The following is a 21,283-nucleotide window of genomic DNA, read 5'->3' on the forward strand; positions in this document are numbered from 1 at the left end:
TTTCTTTGGAAAAAAAAATAAACACCGAAGGAGACCTCTTATGAAAAGAATACTGGAAATTGAAGAAAATTCCAATAGTCCAACGATTGATTTGCTTGAAAAAGCAATCCGCGCAAGAGCACGTGAAGTAATTGAAAGTCTTTACGGAGTTATAATCAAAAGTTGTGGATTGCCTGAGAAGGCATAGAAAAAGAGGTCTGTCTAAGGTATAGTTTTCTTTGGAAAAAAAAATAAACACCGAAGGAGACCTCTTATGAAAAGAATACTGGAAATTGAAGAAAATTCCAATAGTCCAACGATTGATTTGCTTGAAAAAGCAATCCGCGCAAGAGCACGTGAAGTAATTGAAAGTCTTTACGAGGATGAAGTTCAGCGTTTTCTTAATAAAACTTCTTCTATCGTAGACAAAACCGGAAACAAACTTGTAGTAAGAAACGGCTTTCACAAAGAACGGACAATTCTTACTACAAACGGTTACGTTACAGTCAGGCTTCCCAGAGTTGATGACCGTGCACTTGAAGAAAAGGATCGCTTTGTAAGCAAAGTCCTTCCTCCGTTTGCAAGAAAAACTCCGACAGTAGAAGCAATACTTTCCGCTGCCTACCTTGCAGGAATTTCTTCAAACAAGTTTTCAGCCATGCTCCATGATGTTCTTGGTAAAGAAGCAAAGGGCCTGAGTCCGTCAGTCATAACAAAGCTTACTGTAAAATGGCAGGCTGAATATGACGAATGGCGCAAACGAGATCTTTCCGGAAAGGAATACGTTTATGTTTGGGCAGACGGAATTTACGTAAAGTCCCGGCTTGACGGTGAAAAGACCTGCCTTCTGGTAATAATTGGCGTAACTGTTGAAGGCAAAAAAGAACTTGTGGCTGTACAGGCCGGAATTCGCGAGTCAACGGAAAGTTGGCGTGGAGTTTTGCTTGATTTGAAATTCCGCGGACTGACAAAAGCACCAAAATTGGCAGTCTGCGACGGAGCGCTTGGGTTTCAAAATGCAGTTGATGAAATCTGGGGCCAGCTAAAAATTCAGAGATGCTGGTTCCACAAGTCCATGAACATTCTGGACAAATTGCCTGACTGTGTACAGACTCAGGCCACAAAAATGATTCGGGATATGTGGCAGGCAGACAAACGTGCAAACGCCTTGAAAGCCTACGACTTATTTATAGAAACTTTCGGAAAAAAATATCCGAAGGCAACGGAATGTCTTGAAAAAGACAAGGAGGATTTGTTCCGCTTTTATGATTATCCGGCGGAACATTGGGCTCACATTAGAACGTCGAATCCGATTGAATCGACATTTGCAACAGTCAGGTTGCGCCACAAGTCAACAAAAGGAAACGGCTCTTCCGCTGCTTCTGTTGCAATGGCTTTCAAGCTTTGTCTTCAGGCAGAGAAAAACTGGCGACGGCTCAGGGGATTTAAACAACTTGAACTTGTCGCCAAAAATATAATTTTTGTGGACGGTGAACAAATGAAGGCTGCCTGATGAAAAGACACTTTTTTTCAATCCACAACAATTGACAATAACTCTTTTTGTAATTACGCTGTCTGTTAACGCAACGTCCGCGCGGGAAGATGTTTATTGACTCTTTAGGCATACATTTTTGTTTTTATAAAAGGTTGGTGACTGAATAATAAAACTTGACAATAGAATAAAAGACAGATAAACTTATAATAAATTATTAATATAAGGAGAGAATAACAATGAAATACTTTTTATTACTAATATTGACTACTCTTATCGTTTTATCTGGATGTTCCAAATTAATTAATGAAAATGCAAAAGAGAATTCAGAGGATAGTATCGGTGTAGAGAAACCGATGGAGTATATTAGTAATCATTTCTTAGATCAAGCTATATTACGACTTGGTATAATTGATTCTGGATCCAGAGAAATGGAAACTAATGTACATACAGTGCAAGATAAATACAATCTTTTAGGGATTTGTTCTGCGCGAAATGTTTCAAACACTTTTGATGAATCAGAAGTTGTGTTCCAAGAAGTATATGATGAAATGAAATCAGCTATTGATTCTATTCAGGTTAAGATTGAAACTGAAGATGGAGCTGTTTTAGATTTATCTAATGCTGATTCTGGATATCTAAATGGAATCGATTTTTATAAAAATGACTTCATTTCACTTGTCGATTGTGTAAATACAGAGGACAAATCAAGAGGAGTGTGGAAAGTTGGAGATTGGCGCTGGCCAGCAGGTACTATAAGATATAGATTCAATGAAGGTTTGTCTGATGAAAAAAAGCAGTCAATAAAAAAAGCCATGGCTACATGGGAAGATAGTACTGGTAAATTAGATTTTGAAGAGATAGAAGACACTTGGTACAATGCTCTAGGATGGATTACAGGAACAAATTATCATGTTGTAATTTCGGATAAGTCCTTTGATGATAGAGGAGGTCAATCTACTTTAGGGTACGGGCCTTGGAAATTTATAGACCTTACAAGTTATTCAAATAGAACAATTTTACACGAGTTGGGACACACAATAGGTTTATATCATGAACACCAACGATATGATAGGGACAAATATATTGATGTAAATTGGAATAACATAGTTGAAGACCAATTCTTAAATCCCCGACGAAGCACAAATTTTGGACTGATACCTAGAGACAATGTAATTAAGCTATATTTAGTAGTCAATATTGATTTATGGTTTTACCGGTACCATTGGGAGGGCTGGGTTGAACTTGCCCGTTGGGAAAACAGCAGAGTAACATCTACATATGATTACAATTCTATAATGCATTATTCTTCGTATTTTACAGGTTTGTCTAAAGATAGTTCTACATGGTCACTTCGAAAGAAAACTACTGGCGGTTCACGATATTCATTAGGTGGTTCTAAATTAACAGATTTGGATATACAGGCAGTAAAGCGTATGTATTGAGGAGATAATTTCATGAAATTAAAAATTCCTGTTCTTTTAGCGATAATATTTCAATTAGTTTCATGTACAGTTTACGACAAGAATTATAAAACTTTTATTGAAATACCTGAATTGTATTTGATGAATAAATTAGATAATAAAATTTCAGTTGAGGCATATTACGATGATAATGGAAAAGAAAGCCTTTGGGAAAGCAAAAAAATTGAAATTAACCCGTCAGAAACAAAGCAGATTATGGACTGGGTTTATCCAATAAAACTGATAATTTTTAAAGAAGAAGAAGATAGAGTGTTTGAGTACTCCGGAAGGAATGATCAGTTGAATGAGAATTCTCTGAATACCGGCGGAATGAAGATAATTTCCAGTAAAGTCATTTTTGATGATACAAAATATGAATATAATAAAATACCATATGAAATTTATGATTTTAACTGGCTTGGTGATATAAGTGAAGAAAATATTGTTGGGCTTCGCTATAATCTTGTCTATTCGGAATAATGATGTAAGTTTTGAATGTCTCTTTTTAAGTTGATTAAACTTATGAAGAACTATATACTGTATTTAAGATTGTAAACGTTTCTAACAGCGTTTGATGGAGAGAAGTGAAAAAAGTCTTTTTTTTATTAGTGTTTGTTTTATATGCAAATCACTATGTATCAGGAATATCTTTTCAAATTTGTCCTTTCTCAGGTTTTGAGTTTGGAAATATATCTGAACTTGTATACGAAAATAATGTTGAAGTAAGTGAACTTGAATGGACCCAAATAACTCCCTATATTGGAATTACTACAAAAATTAATCTTTGGAATTTTTTATTTGATTTTACAATTAAAAATGCAATTCCTGTAGCACTTGGAAGAATAACAGATAAAGATTTTTCAAATGCTGGAAGTAGTTATGTTTCCCTTTATTCTGAACATAATTTGATAACTGACAAAGATTATTTATTTGATTTAAATATTGTTTATTTATTTAAAATAAATAAGTTGGTTGCCGGATTAGGTATTTCTGGTTTTTATTCAAATTTAAAAATGGAAGCAGTTGATGGTTATCTTCAGTATCCAGATGATAATACAGTTTGGACAGGTACTGAGAATAAAGACTATTTGAATGGAACTTCGATCTCATATGAACAACAAAAATTTGCCGGTGGTTTTTATTCGATTGTCCAGACAAACTTACAAAAATTCAATTTAGCTTTTTCATTCAATATTTATCCATTCATTAAAGTGGATTGTATAGATAATCATTTTTTTAGATCAATTCAATTTCTTGATAATATGACAATAGGATATTGTTACAGAGTTAATGTAATTGCAGATTGGAAAATTAGTAAAAATTGTATTTTATTTTTCTCTGTAGATTATTTTTATTTAGAAGCTTTTGGAACGACATCTATAAATCCATTAGGGCAAATTAATTATGGGACTCGTGAAACAAAAGACTCAAATAATTCTGCAACAAATGAAAGTAATTTTAATTTTAAAGCAGGCTTTAAATTATTTTTATAAATATAAAGGAGAAAGTTATGAAAAAAAATTGTAACTTAATTTTTTTAGGGTTGTTGGGATGTATAGTTGTTTTTACAACTTCATGTTCATTTCAAAGTAATTTATACAAAAATGAATTAAACATCACAGATATTTCTGAAAATACTACTTATTCAGAAATTATAAGTCAGGGGTTTATGGGAGGTTCTCTGATTTATAATTCTTCTGATAATGCTTTAGGACAACTTAAAGAAGGGGTTACCGTTGCAATTCGTTTAAGCAATGCAGATCGACGGGAAGTAGATGATTCCGAAGCAGTATTCAAAGAATGTAATGACTCGGCAGTTTATGGTCTTATAATTATCGATAAAATTAATACAAAAAGTATTTCATTTGAGTCAAAACTTTTTAATTTTGACGGAAGTATTCTTTTTCAAAAGGAAGTGTTATTGAATGAAAATGAAAATGCAGATTTGAATGACGACGGACATCCTGATATCAAATACAGTATGTCAAATTTAAAAAGAGATGGATATGAACAATCTATGTTTTTGTCTTTCTTGAGCTCTCAGGAAGAGTTAAATATTACTATGTATTCAGTTCTTAAAGAACAATACCCAGGGAAAAACTATCCTAATGGAATTGTAGGAATAAACAATGATAATCGTTTTATAGTTCAGAAATATACAAATACCGAAACAGCAGAACGTAGCGTAATATCAGGTATTTATAAAGGCGATTTTGTTATTGATAATCTGAAAAACAAGTATCAAAGAGTTATTAACAACAAATATGCAAGGTATGCAAGAAGCGTAAATGATGAAGACTTGGAAGACCTTGATGAAGACTTAGCCCTTGATAACGAAGTCTTCTATTTTACGGATAAAGATTTTGCTTTTTCTACTCCAGATGATTTTTTGAATGTTCTTCCTAAAGAAATAACCGATTTATATAAAGAATATTCAGGAATAGACAAAGCAAATAAAATACTAGAAGAACCTGAACTCATGAAAATAATTGATAATACTCAAGGTTCAATTCTTCCGTCAGACGAAAAAGAAGATATTTTTAATCAATTTGGTTTACTTTCTCAAGAAGAAGTTGTGCAAATAAACAGAGTCTTTCTTGAAAAAAACTTTCCTGTAAGTTGTCCTCAAAGAGTTACTGTTTCAAATGTAATAACAGAAGTTCTACCTCTTTCAAGTGTAGTTTTCACAAGTGCAGATGCAGTTGAAGATATTATTGATGATGCCTCACATTGTGCTTCAGATGCAATTGTGTCAATTGATAGAAATGCTTCAGCATCATTTATTGGGTGCAAATCTGTTGAAGAATATGAAATTAGAGAAGCGGCTTTAGAAAAAGATTATTCTAAATATAAAAGTTTATTTAAGATAAATGATTTTGAAATTCCTGTAAAAAAAATAAGTAATGATGATAAAACTGTAAATGCGAAAACATCTCTTTTATTAAAGAATTCATTAATTTCAATTGGTTTGAAAGGTTCTTTTTCATCTACATGGGGAAGTGTAAAATCCAGTCTTGGTGCAGCAGCATTTTTTAAGGTAAATGCAGATGTCGGGATAAAATTATACAGCGATTATAATAAATCATTTGATGAAACTTTTGAAGGTATAAAGGAAGAGACAAGCGAAGCAACTATTAAAACAGGAAGAGAAATAAAATTACCTTTAATCAAAAAAACTGTGAATTTGTATGAATTTGAGTTATGCCAAGCAACTAATATAGCAAATTTTTGTATTGGACCTATTCTTATTGGAATAAATCTTGATATGGGAATTGGTTTACCTATAACCATGGATCTTGAGATGGATTGCAATCTTTCGTATTCTGCATACATGACAGGTTTAGCCAAGACAGGCGTTTCTGTAGGAGTAAATTATGGTGTTACATGGAAAAAGAAATGGTTTATTAAAGTACCTAACCCTTATGTGGATTGGAGTGGAAATGCCTCTGCTTCTGCAGATGCAATTTGTTATTTTGATCAGAATATGGATACATTAAATTTTGAAGTATCTAAGTTAAAAGTAGGGGTAAGTGTTGCCCCATATATAAAAGCAGGATTAAGTATGAGTGTTGCTACTGTTGTACATGCAGGTTGTGGTATCAAATTCGGTGTTAATGGGTATGCAAATTTTGGATATTATGATCCTTATTTACAAATTTCATATGGTTTAAATGATACTTCATCAATTTATGCTAATGCTTATTTAGGTCTTAAGGGTGTAAAATTTTTAGGAATAAATATAGGAAATATTGGTAAGGGTTGGAATTGGGAACTACTTGATATGGATAAAACAGTAATACCAGAAACAACACTTTTTCAATATAAAATTAATTAAAAGAGGAGCATAAAATGGAAAAAAAAATTATTTTCTCAATTATTTTGGGTATAACTTTTTTTCTTACAGGTTGTCTTTATTCCGGAGGAGACCCTCAAATTGTTTCCATGAATTTTATTGGCGATGAAACCCTCGAATGGGAAACAACACAAGGAGATGATGGAAGAAGGTGTTCAAATGTAGGCTCTTGTTCGTTTTCTCCGAATAACGGATATAGTCGCAAGTATTGCGAATTTTCGTGGAGAACAGGGAAAATTTATTTTAATAAAAAAATCGCAGACGGCTGCACTGTTACTGTTGATTTTAAAGATGAAGATGGAAAATATATTTGTACAGAAAGTATCGTCAAAGGGCAGTAGAAAGTTGCGTATAAACAACACCTTCCGCTGCGGAATGTCCGTTTTGGAAGGTGCTGTGTTATTTTACAAAGTGTAAAATGAAATTAAAGCGGAATGTTTCCGTGCTTTTTGGCCGGTGAAACGTTCTGGCTCTTTCCTTCAAGGAACTCAAGGCTGCGTGCAACACGCTGTCTGGTTTCTTCGGGATTTATAATTTCACTTATGTAGTCGCGCTGTGCTGCTACAGTCGGCGTCATGATAGTATCTTTGTATTCCTGAGACTTCTGTGCTACAAACTGTGCCTGTGCGGGATCTTTCATCTCTTTTGCATAAAGAATCTCAAGTGCACCCTCAGCTCCCATAACTGCAATTTCTGCTTTGGGCCATGCATAAACAAAGTCAGCGCCCAGGTGCTTTGAACACATTGCAATATATGCTCCGCCGTAAGCCTTGCGTGTAATTACGGTTACTTTGGGAACAGTAGCTTCGCTGTATGCGTAAATTACCTTTGCTCCGTGTCTGATAATTCCCTTCTGCTCTTCCTGCGGACCCGGAACAAAACCCGGAACATCAACAAAGTTAACGAGAGGAACATTATAGCAGTCGCAGTATCTTACGAATCTTGCAATTTTGTCAGAAGCATCGCAGTTAAGAATACCGCCCAAACCGACAGGATTGTTGGCAATAATTCCAACCGGCTTTCCTTCTATTTTTGCAAAAGCAGTAATTGCGTTTGGAGAGAATTCCTGCATTACTTCAAACAGGCTGTCGTCATCAACTACGCAGTCAATAACGTCGTGCATGTCATAGGCCTGTGCACTGCGTTCCGGAAGAATTTCGGGAATCTTCTTTGACTTTTTTCTTTCATCGTACTTGAATTTTTCTGCAACGATTTCTTCACCGTAGTAGTGCGGAATGTAGTCCAGAAGGCGGCGTACCTTTTCGTAGCAGTCAACTTCAGACGGGCAGCGAAAGTGTGCAACACCGCTCTTCTGTGAATGGATTGAAGAACCGCCCAGATCTTCTGCAGAAATATCCATGAACATTACGCTCTTTACAACTTTTGGTCCTGTAATGAACATCTGGCTTATTTTGTCTACAGCAAAGATAAAGTCTGTAAGTCCGGGTGAATAAACTGCACCACCGGCACATGGACCTGCAATAATGCTTATCTGCGGAACAGTACCGCTCGCACGTACGTTCTGGTAAAAAAGATCACCGTAACCGCAAAGAGAGTCAACGCCTTCCTGAATTCTTGCTCCGCCTGAATCGTTGATTCCTATAACAGGACAGCGAGCCTGAATTGCCTTGTCTATAAGTTCTGCTATTTTCTGTCCGTGAACTTTACCAAGGCTTCCACCCTGAACAGTGAAGTCCTGTGCATAGACAGCAACTTTTTTTCCGTTGATTTTTCCGAATCCCGTAATTACACCGTCGTAGGGAATGTCTTTCTTTTCCATTCCGAAACTGGTGCAGTTGTGGCGGGCTGCCGAATAGATTTCATAGAAACTGTCTTTGTCGCAAAGCTGGTTAATGCGTTCAATTGCGTGGAACTTTCCCTTTGCGTGCTGTTTCTCAAGATTATAATTGTTTGTTGCCATTTTTATACCCCTGAATTCCAGTGATAGAAAGATTTTAGCAATATTTTCTTTTATAGTCAATATGACAAAAAGTGTAAAATTGTCAAGAAAATAAAGACAGTCGCTGCATAACTGTCTATGTCGTTACTTATGATCCGAAGATTCCGTTTTGCTCTATATCTGCTGCCGCTTCTTCGAGTTCAGACTGTGAAGGAACCCATTCGTATTTTGCATGGAGCAGTTCGGCTGCTTTTTTTGCGTCATCAGAAGAGTCTTTCATTGCTTTGGAATAGTCGGTGTAGAATTCAGTTTTTGAAATTTTGTTTTCTTCCTGAACTGTATCTGTACTTTTTATAAGCCAGCGGTTTTTCTTAAAGACGAGGTTAACTGTTTCGTCAATTTTTGTTACAAACATTTCATCGCTGCCTTCTGTTCGCAGCATATAGAATGAAACAGCGTATGTTTTTGTATCTCCGTTTTTAAGCGGAATATTGTTTTCCTGCGTAATTGCTTTTGGTGCGTGTTTGCGTTCGGCGCCCTTTGTGTAAAGAGTTGCCGGTTGTCCGTTGATTTTAAAATCCGCAAAGCCAAAAATATTGAACGTCGTCTGGTTGTAGCAGAACCATTTGGCCGGAGTCAGGCAGGTAAGTTTTGCATCAAAAAGTGCGCGGGTTTTTGTAGAAACATAAATGTTGCTCAGAATATTTACGCGGCCCTTCATTTCACCGCCGGCAGTACTGTTCTGTGCCGATTCTATGTCCAGACGGTTGGCGGCACCGTAATGCATTTCCACTGTCTGCTGTGAAGTAAGGCCTCTTGTCGTGGGTTTTTCCATCTGGCTGTCAAAATATGTTCCTAAAATAAAAACAGCAACCGCAGTAACTGCAAATGCCGTGGTAAGAGTCGCTCTGTGTCTTCTGAACCATCTGTGCCTTTTTACTGAATTTTCTTTTTTTGCATATTCTGCAGAAGTTGTCAAATCGCAAAGTGCAGGTTCTTCAGTCATTGTCTTTACAAAAGCTTCTGCCGGAAAAAGTGCCGCCGGTTTTTGTGATGATTTTTTCTGACGCGGAACAAGTCTGAGCGCGCTGTCAATTGTTTTTGCAAGCTGTTTGTCTGCCTGCGGAACAAGTAGTTCCAGTGGCTTGAAGTTTGCATCCAGAATATCTTCGCTTCTTTCTTTTGTATTTTTTGAAGGGAAGGGGAACTGGTGTGCAAGCATTCTGTACGCTATGACGGCCTGTGTAAATGCAAGCGAATCATCTTTTGTAAGATTTGCGTTTACATAAAGTCCCTGCATGTCACTGAACATTTCGTCTCCAAGACTTGAAGCCGCGGTCGTAAAGAAAACCTCAGGGAGAAAAATAATTTTTGTGCAGTCAGACGAGATAAAAATTCCTTCACCGCCGTTGTGTTCCAGATTTATCTTTTGAGCGCGCGCGCCTTCTATTGCGCTACAGACTGCCGCCGCTACCCCGCGCGCGCGTGTTTTGTTTTCATCAGAGTCATTTTCTGTGCAAAGAATTTCGCGCAGTGTATTTCCGGGGAATGCTTCTGCGGTAAAAGAAACTGTTCCGCCTGGAAGGTCAGAAAGCTGTGTTTCAGAAAAACTCCAGGGTTCAAAATTCCATGAGCTGCCGTCTTTTGATGCAATATGTCCGGAAGTTCCGATTTGTTCAGAAAAGCGGGACTTTGTAAATGCACTTTGAGTCATGCAGGTGTCGAGAATGAGTTTTGTTCCCTCAAAAAATACAATGCGTTTATTCATATTAGTTTCCGTCAGATGCGTAAAGGTATTTAAAGTAGTCCATGTTTGTACTGTAAGTTGTGTCAAAATTGTTCATTGTTTTCTTATAAGATTCCATGGTTTTCCAGAATTCATAGAACTGCGGGTCTCTGCTGTAAGCTGCTGTATAAATTGCCGCCGCTTCTGCATCTGCCTTACCTTTTGTTTCCTCACTTTTGCGGTAAGCTTCACTTTCTATCGTGCGCTTTTCGTTTTCGAGTTTTCCGAGCCATTCAGCTTTTTTACCTTCACCGAGGGAACGGTATGCCTGTGCAACCTGGTTTCTTTCCTTAATCATGCGGCTGTAAACGCTTTCGGTAAGCTCGTCGGAATATTTAATCTGGCGCGGAACAATGTCTATAAGTTCAATTCCATATTCGCCGACCATTTTGCGGGCTTCGTTTGCCATTTCCTGACAGAGTGCGCTTCTTCCTTTTGTTACGATTTCGTTGCTGCTGTTTACGTTTACAAGGGCTTCGAGTTCGGCACTGTCTTCTCCTTCTATTCCTGCAAGCTGGGAGTCGGCCGGAGTTGTGCGTTCGTTTATTCCGTTGCTGCTGCGTACAATTTCGCTCAGTCTGTTGCGAGTAATAATTGTTCTTGTAGAAGAGTCAATTATGTCGCTCAGTTTGTTGTAAGCCGCGTTGAGTGTTTTGAAAGACTGGTAGAAAAGCGCTGGGTCAGAAATCTTCCATCGACTTGTAGTGTCTACAATTATAAACTGGTTTTCCTTTGTCGGAATACGTGCATTGTCTCCGTCAAGAGAAAGTACGAGGCTGGGGTAAAAAGTTACAGTGTCTACAAAAGGAATTTTGGGGTAAAGACCGGCTTCTGTATGTGAAGCAACAATCTGTCCGAATCTTATTACAACAGCCTGGTTTCCTTCGCTTATAATATAGAAGGGACCTGCCGCAAAAAACAGAACCACAGCCGCAACAACAGCTGCCAGTCCCAGATAAAATTTTTTCATGGATTTCATATATTTTCTTGCTCCTATAATAGAGTTTGTGAAACAAACTTTAAGTAAAAAAAACTTATACTATTGTTTTGTTGAATCAAGATTCTTGAACGGAATTACATTGTCGAGTTTGCCGTCAATAAGAACCGGTTTTTTTCCGCTTTCGTCCGCAGAGAAAATTTCTTCCATTGTTTCAAGGTAGAGGCGTTCGCGTGTAATTGCCGGAGCTTTTCTGTATTCTTCGTAAACTGAATTGAATCTGGCAACATCACCTTTTGCCCTGTTAACGCGTTCTGCAGCATAACCGTCTGCAATCTGAATCTGGCGGTCTGCTTCACCCTTTGCCTTTGGAATTTCAGAATTGTAACTTTCCTTGCCTTCATTGATGAAACGGTTCATGTCCTGTGTAGCTTTGTTAACGTCTTCAAATGCATCCTGAACACCGGCCGGAGGAACAATATTCTGCAGTTTTACGGCAAAGACATTTATTCCCATTCCAAGTTGTTCAAACTGTTCATTCATCATTGTTACAGCAAGATTTTCTATGTTTGAACGCTCTGAACCCATTACGTCAAGAATTGCGCGGTCTCCTACAAGAGTATTTATTACCGAACGGCTTATGTCGCGTATTGTCTGCTGTTTTTCGTGAACGGTAAAAAGCCATGCGCGCGGGTCAACGATTCTGTACTGGATAATCCATTCAACATCAACAATGTTCAGGTCGCCTGTAAGCATTGTAGATTCTTTGACAATATTATTTTCGTACTGGTTTGAAGAACCGCTTTTTACTGTCTTGAACCCGAACTGTTCAGTCTGAACAACTTTGTTGCCAGGAACAATAAATTTGCGGTCTATTCCGAGAGGAAGCTTGTAATGCAGTCCCGGACCAAGGGTTTTGTAGTAGCGGCCGAATCTTGTGATTACAGCCTGCTCTGCCTGGTCAACAACAAACAGGCTTGATGCAACGGCTCCTGCAAGAATAACTGCGATAATCGCCAAAATTATAACAGACGGTCTTAAGATTTTTTTTACACCAGATTGCTCGGACATAATTCCTCCAATTTAAAAGTATTTTAAACTTAAGAAAATTTGTGTCTGCGGGCAAATTTTTTTAAACAGCTAGTTCTTCCCAGCGCGCATAGTCTTTTTCTAGTTTTTCGCACAACTGCTCGTATTCTTTTCCTGCTGCAGCCGACTTTTCGTAGTCTGAATCTGCCATCTGCTGTTCAAGAAGAGGTTTTTTGTCTTCTAGTAAGGCAATTTCCAGTTCCAGTGCTTCAAATTCTTTTTGTTCCTTAAAAGAAAGTTTGCGCGGTTTGTCTTCATTTTTTGTTTTCTGGGCAGGCGGTTCTTCTTTTCTTGCAGTTTCTTTTTTTGCCTTGAGTTCTTCTTCCTGAAGGGCCGTTTTTTCGCGTTTGTATTCTATATATTCGCTGCATTTTCCTACAAAACCGCTTATGCTTCCGTCGTCTTCCATAATAAAGAGCGTATCTGCGACCTTGTCCATAAAGTAGCGGTCATGGCTTACGATGAGAATGCATCCCTTGAATCCCGCAAGAAAGTTTTCAAGAATATTCATTGTAAAAATGTCAAAGTCGTTTGTAGGTTCGTCAAGAATAAGAAAATTCGGGTTGGAAATCAAAAGCCTTACCAGAAACAGCCGTTTACGCTCACCACCGCTTAGTGTTTCAAGAGGTGAGTGCAGAATTTTTCCTTCAAAGCCGAACTGTTCAAGAAACTGCCCCGAACTGAGCGTGGTTCCGTCATTCATGTGGATTATTTCTGCAGCTTCCTTTATGTATTCAAGAACGGTCATATTGAGGTCTTTGAAAACCGGATTCTGCATGTAATAGGCAATGGATGTGTTTTCGCCGCGCACAATTGTTCCGCTGTCACACGGAATATCGCCGGTGATTATATTAAGCAGTGTCGACTTTCCGCTGCCGTTGTCCCCGAAGATGCCGATTTTTTCGCCTTTGTTGAAAGTGTAGCTGAAGTCTTTTATTACCGGGGTGTTTTTTTCTGACTTTGAGTCGGCGTATCCTTTGGGAAAATTTTTTGTAATGTGATGGAGTTCAAGAATTTTTCCGCCGAGTCTGCGTCCTGCAACTTCAAAAGTAAATGCTTTGTCTGCACTGAATTTTTCGCGGTTAATAAGCTGTTCGTCACGTTGAATTCTGGCCTTTGCCTTTGTTCCACGCGCACACGGTCCCCTCATAAGCCAGTCGCGTTCAACCCTCAGCACCGACTCAATTCTGCGCTCTGTGTTGGCTTCAATTTCGCTTTCTGTTGTCTTTTTGTCCAAGTATGCGGAATAGTTTCCTACATAAAGTTTAATTTTGTTGCGGAAAAGTTCGTAAATGTTATTGCAGACGGCGTCAAGAAAGTAGCGGTCGTGGGTAACCATCAGAACAGAGCGCTTTGTCTGGGCAAGATAATCCTGCAGCCACGAAATTGTCGTTATGTCCAGGTGGTTTGTCGGTTCGTCCAGAAGAAGCAGTTTTGTGTCTTCTACAAGAACCTGCGCCAGTGCAACTTTTTTTACCATTCCGCCCGAAAGCTCACCCATTTTGCGGTTAAGGCTTCCTATTCCGAGTGTCGTTAAAATTGAACTAACCTGCGATTCGTAGTTCCACAGGTTTTCTTTTTCCATGCGGTTGTTCAGTTCGTCAAATTTTGTCTGAATCTGCGGGGTTGTTTCATTCTGCATGCGCTCGCAAATTTCTTCATATTCGCGTATTACTTCGAGCTTTGGTGAATGTGACTTGAATATGTGCTCGCGGATTGTATCGTCTTTGTTGTAGGAAGGGTTCTGTGGCAGGTAAGAAACACCTGCACTTGAATTTATTACTACGCTTCCTTCATCGGGTTCAAGAATTCCCGCTATTGTTGCAAGCAGAGTCGATTTTCCTGTTCCGTTGCGGCCTATAAGAGCTGCCTTGTCGCCTTCGTTAAGTCCGAATGTTACACCGGTAAAGAGCGGCTGTTCCCTGCCTATTCTTGATACATTACTTACAGATAGAAGATTCATGCTCTTATTGTATCAGATTGTACAAAAAAACAAAACAGTGTCTGGCGTTCCACTTGGTCGGCGTTTCGCTCACTTCGACTCCTGTTACTGACATTTGTTTTTTTTAAATAAAAAAAGCTTCAGTTTTTGAACCGAAGCTTTCTTTTACTAACTGGAGATAATCGGAGTCGCCTGAAATTGCAAAACCTCCTGTTTTTCAATTTCAGGCCTGTTCGCTGCACTGCCGCCGGCATCCGTGCCGGCTTTTCCTCCCACCTGGTCGGCGTTTCGCTCACTTCGACTCCTGTTACTGACATTTGTTTTTTAAAATAAAAAAAAGCTTCAGTATTTGGACCGAAGCTTTCTTTTTTTACTGGAGATAATCGGAGTCGCCTGAAATTGCAAAACCTCCTGTTTTTCAATTTCAGGCCTGTTCGCTGCACTGCCGCCGGCATCCGTGCCGGCTTTTCCTCCCACCTGGTCGGCGTTTCGCTCACTTCGACTCCTGTTCTTTACACTTGCTTTTTAAAATAACAAAAGCTCCGATTTTTAACCGAAGCTTTCTTTTTTTTACTGGAGATAATCGGAGTCGAACCGACGACCCTTTGATTGCGAACCAAATGCTCTACCAACTGAGCTATATCCCCTTGATTTGTTTTGGTAGGATATAGCTTTTTTCAAATTTTTTCAAGTGGGCACTTATTTTGTGGTCAGTTTTCCGCCCTGGTAAATCATGTTGGCTTTGGACAGGTAATCTTCCGGAATGGTTATACCGCATTCTTTTGCTGTATCCAAATCGAACAGAAGGTCAGAATCTTCGGGTTTGGTAATGAACTTTACAGGAATTGACGCGGGTTTTTTTCCGCCTATAAGTTCGGCAATAATGTCTGCTGTGGCAAGTCCCGCTTTGTAGTAATTGAAACCGCTGGCCATGAAAATTCCGCCCTGCTGTGCGCCTGTAACATCTCCTGAGAAAATAGGTTTCTTTGCTTTGTTGAATACGCCGATTACAGAAGCAAGTGCGCTGAATACCGTATTGTCTGTTGTGAGGTAAAGTCCGTCTACGCGTGAAACAATTGAATCTGCAGCCTGTTTTACTTCATCTGACTTTGTTATGCTCTGTGAAACAAGTTTAATTCCTGCCTGCTCACATCCTTTTTTTACCAGTTCAATACTGCTTATTGAATTGGCTTCGTTGCTTGTATAAATGTAACCGAGTGTTTTTATTCCGGCTATCTGTGCAAAGATTTTAATGTGTTCAACGGTTGGAATTGCGTCGCTCAGTCCTGTTACGTTTCTGTAACCGCTGTTTACGTCTGTTACAAGTCCTGCTCCTACAGGGTCGGTTACACAGCTAAAGATAACCGGCTTGTTTTTTATTGTATTTGCAAGTGCCACGGCAACAGGTGTCGCGATTCCGACTGCATAGTCTACTTTCTGTGACTTGTAGAGAGCTGCAATCTGTGCTGCTGTTCCTACATCACCGTTTGCATTCTGCAGATTATATTCTGCTTCAATTCCAAGTTGTGCAAGCCTGTCCTGAATGCCCTGTTCAATTGCGTCAAGTGCCGGGTGCTGTACAATTTTTGCGATTCCGATTTTAACTTTGGAATCTTTCTTTGCCTTTGCCGTAAGCGGTGCAAGTGCCGCAAAAACAGCCATAACCGCAACAATAATTTTTTTCATATACTACTCCTGTTATCTAGGTTTGTTTTTTTAGACAAGTTTGCGAAGCAAACTTGAAGTTATTGAAACAGATGCTCGCATCTGTTTCAATATACGTTACTCTTTATAGAAACAAAGATACTATATAGAGAAACGTTTGTCAACTACCTTCTTTAAAAAAAATGCGTTTTATGCTAATATCTGCGTGCCCGTAAACCGCCGGGCAAAAAAAGAGGTATTCATGAACACTCCAAAAATTTGTCTTACGCTTACAGGAAAAACTCTGGCAGAAGATCTTGCAGTCCTTGACCGTTACCGTGATTACGTTGACATTGCCGAACTCAGGGCCGACTTTCTGGACAGTGACGAAAGACTGCGCGTAAGAGATTTTCCCGAAATGGCAGGAATTCCCTGCATACTTACACTGCGCAGAAAAATCGACGGCGGCTGTTTTATAGAAGGAGAGGCGGCCCGTACAATTCTTTTTGCAAGGGCACTTTCCTTTGCCGCAGAAGACAAGCGCAAGAATTTCCATTACGTGGACTTCGAGGAAGATTTTCATATTCCAAGCCTTCAGGATGCCGCTCTTGCATTCGGAACAAAAATAATCCGAAGCGTACATGACATGAAAAATCCTGTTTCAAACATCTGCGAGCGCCTTGCTGCCCTTAAAACAACAGGATACGAAATTCCCAAAATTGCGTTTATGCCGCACTCACTTGACGACGTAAAAAATCTGTTCGAAGAAGCAAAAAAACTCAATGACAACGAACACATTCTTGTGGCAATGGGACCGCTGGGTGTTCCTTCACGCATACTCGGTGAACGGTTAAAGAATTTTCTTACATATACATCTGCGCCCGAATCTGCACAGGGACTTCCGTCTCTTTCACATATGGACCCGCGCACACTTTGCGAAGAATACAACTTCAAATCAATCAATTCAGAAACAGAACTTTTTGGAATAACCGGCTGGCCTCTGACTGCAACTTCAAGTCCGGCTCTTCACAACGGCGGTTACAAAAAACTCGGAATGAACTGTGCCTATATTCCCATGCGCGCAGAAAAATTTACGCAGGCGCTTTCCTTTGCAGAAGCAATCGGTGTAAAAGGAATGTCAGTTACGATTCCGCACAAAGAAGCCGTACTTGACTGTGGTTTCAAAACAGATGCAGATGTAGATAAAATAGGTGCAAGCAATACAATTGTACGGAACGGAGATACATGGAATTCCTACAATACCGACGCCTACGGGTTTGCAAAATCGCTGCTTGAATTTACCGGACTCAAATCGCTTGCAGGAAAAAAAGTTGCAATTATAGGAGCGGGCGGAGCAGCCAGGGCAATTGCGTATGCAGTTAAAAAACTCCGCGGAAAAGCATGTGTTTTTAACCGCACTGTAGAAAAAGCCGCAGAACTTGCCGAAAAATATCACTTCAAATATTCTGCACTCAACGCCGATGCAGTTTCGCTTTTGAAAAAATATTCTTCAATAATAATCCAGACTACTTCTCGCGGAATGAATTCGAGCGGCCCTTACAACGAAAAAGATGATCCTATTTGGTTCTACAATTTTAGCGGAAAAGAAATTCTTTTTGACATAGTCTATGTTCCCGAAGTAACACCTGTTATGGGAAGAGCCGCGGAAGCCGGATGCCGCGTCTGTAACGGTTACGATATGCTTCGTTACCAAGGTTACCGCCAGTTTGAACTTTTTACCGGAAAAAAATACGAAGGCTGAATAAAATAAATAAAAGAGGTGGAAAATGATTTCAAAAGATGAACAGAAAGTTCTTGCAGCGCGTACTGCAGTTGATGTTCTTGTAAAAAAGGGCAGAATTTTCAGCGGAATGAAAATCGGTCTCGGAACAGGTTCAACAGCAATGCCTGCCGTAAAAAGAATTGCAGAACTTATTGCAGACGGCACGCTTTCTGGAATTAAGGCTGTCGCTACAAGTTTTCAGACAACGCTTGCGTGCGAAGAGTTTGGAATTCCGGTTTACACAATGAATGACAAAGCCATAGGCGGAACCCTGGATCTTGCAATTGACGGTGCCGACGAAATAGGAAAGGGCAACTCTCTTATAAAAGGCGGTGGTGCTGCTCTTCTGCGTGAAAAAATAGTTGCTTATAATTCAAAGGCATTTGTTGTTGTGGCAGACGAATCAAAAGCCGTAGAAAACCACGGAACAAAGTTTCCGCTTCCTGTAGAAATAATTGCAGAAGCGCGTGTCCCTGTTGTACAGAAACTCGAAAAGCTTGGTGCAAAATGTGTTCTTCGTGAAGGTGTAAAAAAAGCAGGCCCTGTTATTACCGACAACGGAAACATGATAATTGACTGTACGTGGGAAAATCCTGTAGATGCCGCAAAACTTGAAGACACTATAAATGATATTACAGGCGTAGTTGAATGCGGTTTCTTTACAAAAATCCGCCCGACGGCATTTATTGCACATTCGGACGGAAGTGTAGAAGAGCGTTCTTAAAAAGAGACTGCCCTTTAATTAATGCTGAGGTTCTGCGTTTCTGTTCCAAGAACGTAAAGCCTCAGTGTTGTTCCTTTCTTTACTTCATACGGAATTGTAAGTTTCTGTCCCGGATGATTGAATGAAATAAGTGTAGAAACTTTTCCGTCAGAAGAAATTGCATCAAGCTGAACCGGAACGGCATACGGATATTCCGGAAGGTCATATTCAAAAATTCCCTGAACAATATCACTGTCTGCACTTTTTTGGCTTAATGCAAATTCTGCGTTGAGTCTTGTAAATGCAGGTGCTTCATCTCCTGAAACTTTGTCTTGGTTTGTTACCGTTCCTGCCTTTTCATTTTCTGCGGCAATGTGTGAGGTAAAGTCAAACGTAATTTTGTTTTGCGCCATTGCTTCAAGAACCTGCTTTATGTTAAGGCCTGCAACCGACGGCACTTTTACTGTTTCGATCATTGAACCGCTGCTTACCACAAACTGAACTTTTACCGGATCAACAATCGGCATTCCGGCTTCGGGGTACTGCGCAATAATTGTTCCTTCTGCTGAATCGTCGCGTACAAAAACCGGCTGCGCGACTATTACAAGAGGATGCTCGCCGCTGAACAGAACGTCCAGCTTCTTTTTGATGTCATCAATATTTTCTCCTGTGTAGTCTGCGAGCTCGTCAATGGCAACACCGCGGCTTACCGTAAGGGTTACGCGCCTGTATGCTTTTACGATTGCTCCTGCGTCCGGTGACTGTTCAAGAATTGTTCCCTGATCGCCGGGCAAATCAGAATAGCGTAACTGGATTTTTCCGTAGAGTTCCTTGGACTGAAGATCCAGAAGTGCGTTTGTAAGATTTTTTCCTACTACATTCGGAACCATGACTTTTTCTGCACCCTGAACCGTAAGAAAAAATACTGCCAGGAAAGCGAGAATCATTATGATAAACGCAACAATAACCGTTATCACAAGAGACTTTCCTCCGTTTTGAATCTGGGAAACCTGATCCTTGAAATTAAACCGCAGCTTTGAAAGTGCACCTGTTATTTTTTTACCGAAATTCTTTTTTTCTTCCATGCTGTTTTCCTTTTCAGTTTGAACCAAGAACTGTTCCGATAAAATTTCTGGAACCGTTCATGAATGATTTATAATCCATGGCTTTTTTTGCCTGCCATTGAAGTTCTGTTGCAATAAGAACACCGTCACCTGTTTGAATAAGAATTCCCCTCTGCTTGTTGAATTCAATTACTGTTCCCGGAGCAAGGTCTGTGTTCTTTTTGATTGAATTATCTTGGACTGCAATTTTAAGTGCGTCTCTTGCCTTTAGAATTTTGAGCGTCTGTCCGTTTGCGTATGTAAAACATCCGGGCCAGGGTGTGTATGCGCGAATCTGTGCGTCAATTTTTTCGGCACTGTCATTCCAGTTTATGAGACCGTCTTCTTTTTTTATTGTTGTACAGTAAGATGGTGTTCCTGCTTGCGGAACTGCGTGCGGTAAGTTTCCTGTTTTTGCAGTCTGTCTCAGGACATTTGTTATAGATATGGCTCCCAGAAGGGCGCTCTGGTTAAGAAGCTGCTCGGCGGTTTCTGTCCCGGTAAGTCTTGTTTCCTGCATATAAAGAATGTCACCTTCATCAATTCCGAGCGACATCTTTTGCAGCGAAAAGCCTGTTTTTTCATCCCTGTTCAGAATTGCAGAATTAACAGGAGTCGCGCCGCGGTATTTTGGCAGAAGAGAAGGGTGCAGGTTTATTCCGCCGAATTTAAAAAGAGAAAAAAACTTTGGTCCAAGAATGTGTCCGTATGCAAAACAGACAAAAATATCGGGATGCAGTGCCTCAATGGCAGTTCTTTCGTCCTGCTTTATGTGTTCCGGCGTAAGAATTTTTATATCATCACCGCGGGCTTCGTTCCATATTCTTGCATAAGCTTCCACTTCTGTCGGAACAAGCTCCTTATGGCGTCCCTTTGCAGACGGCGGGTTTGTAAGAACACCCACAATCTTGTACTGCTCGTCGGGAACAGAAGCAGACATGGCGCTGTCTTTAAGGATGAGTTCAAGAGACTTTGCAGATGCGGCGGGGCTTCCTCCGTATAGGACTCTGAGCATATTCTATTTACCTTTCTTTGCTTTTTTTGCAGCAATTTTTGCTTCTATGCTGGCTTTTTTTGCTTCGCGTGCGGCAAGTTTTTTTGCATTGCGTTCAACTCTTTTTTTGAACTGCTCTTCTGTCTGTTTTGCAAAATCACTGTCACCACGATCAATGTAAAGGTATCCGTCAAGATGATCGTTTTCGTGCTGGATAATTCTTGCAAGAAGGCCGTCTGCATTTTCTATTACAAACGGTTTTCCGAATTCGTTCAGGGCCGCAACAGATACTTTTACCGGTCGAATGATTTTTTCAGAAAATCCCGGAATGGAAAGGCATCCTTCTTCGTATTCAGAAGTTTCTGCAGAAGTTTTGGTTATCTCTGGATTTATGAATACGCGTTTTACATCGTCATCGGCAGTGAGTACAAAAAATCTTTTTGCTATTCCGACCTGCGGTGCGGCAAGACCCACTCCATTTGCGCTGGTCATCGTTTTGAACATTTCTTCAAAAAGAGCGCGCATTTCGTCGTTTATTTCTTCGGCCTTTACCGGCTCGCATTTCTGGCGGAGAATTTCTTCACCAAGTTTATAAATTTTCATATCTTCCTCTGT

At 39.6% G+C, this 21,283-nt stretch carries 18 protein-coding genes and 1 tRNA gene; 9 read left to right on the plus strand and 10 right to left on the minus strand.

All coding sequences use genetic code 11. The features are described from left to right. The first annotated feature begins 40 nt into the window (after nucleotides 1-40). The 7 genes from IWA51_RS02280 to IWA51_RS02310 all read left to right on the plus strand — a co-directional run bounded on the left by IWA51_RS02280 (nucleotide 41) and on the right by IWA51_RS02310 (nucleotide 7,128). Nucleotides 41-187 carry a hypothetical protein gene (locus IWA51_RS02280; RefSeq protein WP_198442990.1) on the plus strand — a complete coding sequence of 49 codons (147 nt, stop codon included), beginning with the start codon at nucleotides 41-43 and terminating at the stop codon, nucleotides 185-187. Between the two features lie 66 nt (nucleotides 188-253). Next, nucleotides 254-1,492 (plus strand): IS256 family transposase, encoded by a 1,239-nt coding sequence (locus IWA51_RS02285; protein ID WP_198441892.1) that lies wholly within the window; start codon nucleotides 254-256, stop codon nucleotides 1,490-1,492. Between the two features lie 218 nt (nucleotides 1,493-1,710). Then, a complete protein-coding gene (locus IWA51_RS02290; RefSeq protein ID WP_198442991.1) occupies nucleotides 1,711-2,916 on the plus strand; it encodes a M12 family metallopeptidase in 1,206 nt (401 codons plus the stop codon). 12 nt (nucleotides 2,917-2,928) lie between these two features. After that, nucleotides 2,929-3,414 (plus strand): hypothetical protein, encoded by a 486-nt coding sequence (locus IWA51_RS02295; RefSeq protein ID WP_198442992.1) that lies wholly within the window; start codon nucleotides 2,929-2,931, stop codon nucleotides 3,412-3,414. Nucleotides 3,415-3,518: 104 nt separating this feature from the next. Continuing rightward, nucleotides 3,519-4,427, plus strand: coding sequence for an omptin family outer membrane protease (locus IWA51_RS02300; protein ID WP_198442993.1), 909 nt, complete (start codon nucleotides 3,519-3,521; stop codon nucleotides 4,425-4,427). Nucleotides 4,428-4,444: 17 nt separating this feature from the next. Beyond that, nucleotides 4,445-6,769: a hypothetical protein gene (locus IWA51_RS02305; protein ID WP_198442994.1), complete on the plus strand. Its 2,325-nt coding sequence runs from the start codon at nucleotides 4,445-4,447 to the stop codon at nucleotides 6,767-6,769. A 14-nt stretch (nucleotides 6,770-6,783) separates the two neighbouring features. Beyond that, entirely contained in the window at nucleotides 6,784-7,128 is a 345-nt protein-coding gene (locus IWA51_RS02310) for a hypothetical protein (protein WP_198442995.1), read from the plus strand. Nucleotides 7,129-7,211: 83 nt separating this feature from the next. Here IWA51_RS02310 and IWA51_RS02315 read toward each other — a convergent pair whose 3' ends face one another. From IWA51_RS02315 to IWA51_RS02345, 7 genes are all read right to left on the minus strand, one after another. Continuing rightward, nucleotides 7,212-8,708 carry an acyl-CoA carboxylase subunit beta gene (locus IWA51_RS02315; RefSeq protein ID WP_198442996.1) on the minus strand — a complete coding sequence of 499 codons (1,497 nt, stop codon included), beginning with the start codon at nucleotides 8,706-8,708 and terminating at the stop codon, nucleotides 7,212-7,214. 127 nt (nucleotides 8,709-8,835) lie between these two features. Continuing rightward, a complete protein-coding gene (locus tag IWA51_RS02320; protein ID WP_198442997.1) occupies nucleotides 8,836-10,455 on the minus strand; it encodes a hypothetical protein in 1,620 nt (539 codons plus the stop codon). Nucleotide 10,456: 1 nt separating this feature from the next. Continuing rightward, entirely contained in the window at nucleotides 10,457-11,452 is a 996-nt protein-coding gene (gene hflC, locus IWA51_RS02325; protein ID WP_198442998.1) for a protease modulator HflC, read from the minus strand. Nucleotides 11,453-11,512: 60 nt separating this feature from the next. Further along, complete coding sequence (gene hflK / locus IWA51_RS02330) at nucleotides 11,513-12,481, minus strand: FtsH protease activity modulator HflK (RefSeq protein WP_198442999.1); 969 nt, start codon at nucleotides 12,479-12,481, stop codon at nucleotides 11,513-11,515. A gap of 61 nt (nucleotides 12,482-12,542) precedes the next feature. Continuing rightward, nucleotides 12,543-14,462, minus strand: coding sequence for an ABC-F family ATP-binding cassette domain-containing protein (locus tag IWA51_RS02335; RefSeq protein ID WP_198443000.1), 1,920 nt, complete (start codon nucleotides 14,460-14,462; stop codon nucleotides 12,543-12,545). A 553-nt stretch (nucleotides 14,463-15,015) separates the two neighbouring features. Continuing rightward, nucleotides 15,016-15,088 (minus strand) — tRNA-Ala (locus IWA51_RS02340). A gap of 52 nt (nucleotides 15,089-15,140) precedes the next feature. Further along, on the minus strand, nucleotides 15,141-16,127 hold the full coding sequence (locus IWA51_RS02345; RefSeq protein ID WP_198443001.1) for an ABC transporter substrate-binding protein: 987 nt from the start codon (nucleotides 16,125-16,127) through the stop codon (nucleotides 15,141-15,143). Between the two features lie 220 nt (nucleotides 16,128-16,347). On the opposite strand from IWA51_RS02345, the gene IWA51_RS02350 reads away from it, so the two are divergent. Both IWA51_RS02350 and rpiA read left to right on the plus strand, forming a co-directional pair. Further along, a complete protein-coding gene (locus IWA51_RS02350; RefSeq protein ID WP_198443002.1) occupies nucleotides 16,348-17,847 on the plus strand; it encodes a type I 3-dehydroquinate dehydratase in 1,500 nt (499 codons plus the stop codon). Between the two features lie 28 nt (nucleotides 17,848-17,875). Then, the gene (gene rpiA, locus IWA51_RS02355; protein ID WP_374047834.1) at nucleotides 17,876-18,592 is read left to right on the plus strand and encodes a ribose-5-phosphate isomerase RpiA; all 717 of its coding nucleotides are present in this window, start codon (nucleotides 17,876-17,878) and stop codon (nucleotides 18,590-18,592) included. 14 nt (nucleotides 18,593-18,606) lie between these two features. Here the strand turns inward: rpiA and IWA51_RS02360 are convergent, their stop codons facing one another. From IWA51_RS02360 to def, 3 genes are read right to left on the minus strand one after another with little or no spacing between them, the layout of a single operon-like run. Beyond that, nucleotides 18,607-19,656 (minus strand): PASTA domain-containing protein, encoded by a 1,050-nt coding sequence (locus tag IWA51_RS02360; protein ID WP_198443003.1) that lies wholly within the window; start codon nucleotides 19,654-19,656, stop codon nucleotides 18,607-18,609. A gap of 13 nt (nucleotides 19,657-19,669) precedes the next feature. Next, the gene (gene fmt, locus IWA51_RS02365; RefSeq protein ID WP_198443004.1) at nucleotides 19,670-20,689 is read right to left on the minus strand and encodes a methionyl-tRNA formyltransferase; all 1,020 of its coding nucleotides are present in this window, start codon (nucleotides 20,687-20,689) and stop codon (nucleotides 19,670-19,672) included. Nucleotides 20,690-20,692: 3 nt separating this feature from the next. Beyond that, entirely contained in the window at nucleotides 20,693-21,271 is a 579-nt protein-coding gene (gene def / locus IWA51_RS02370) for a peptide deformylase (protein WP_198443005.1), read from the minus strand. Nucleotides 21,272-21,283: the final 12 nt, after the last annotated feature.

The organism is Treponema peruense (assembly GCF_016117655.1).
GTDB lineage: Bacteria > Spirochaetota > Spirochaetia > Treponematales > Treponemataceae > Treponema_D > Treponema_D peruense.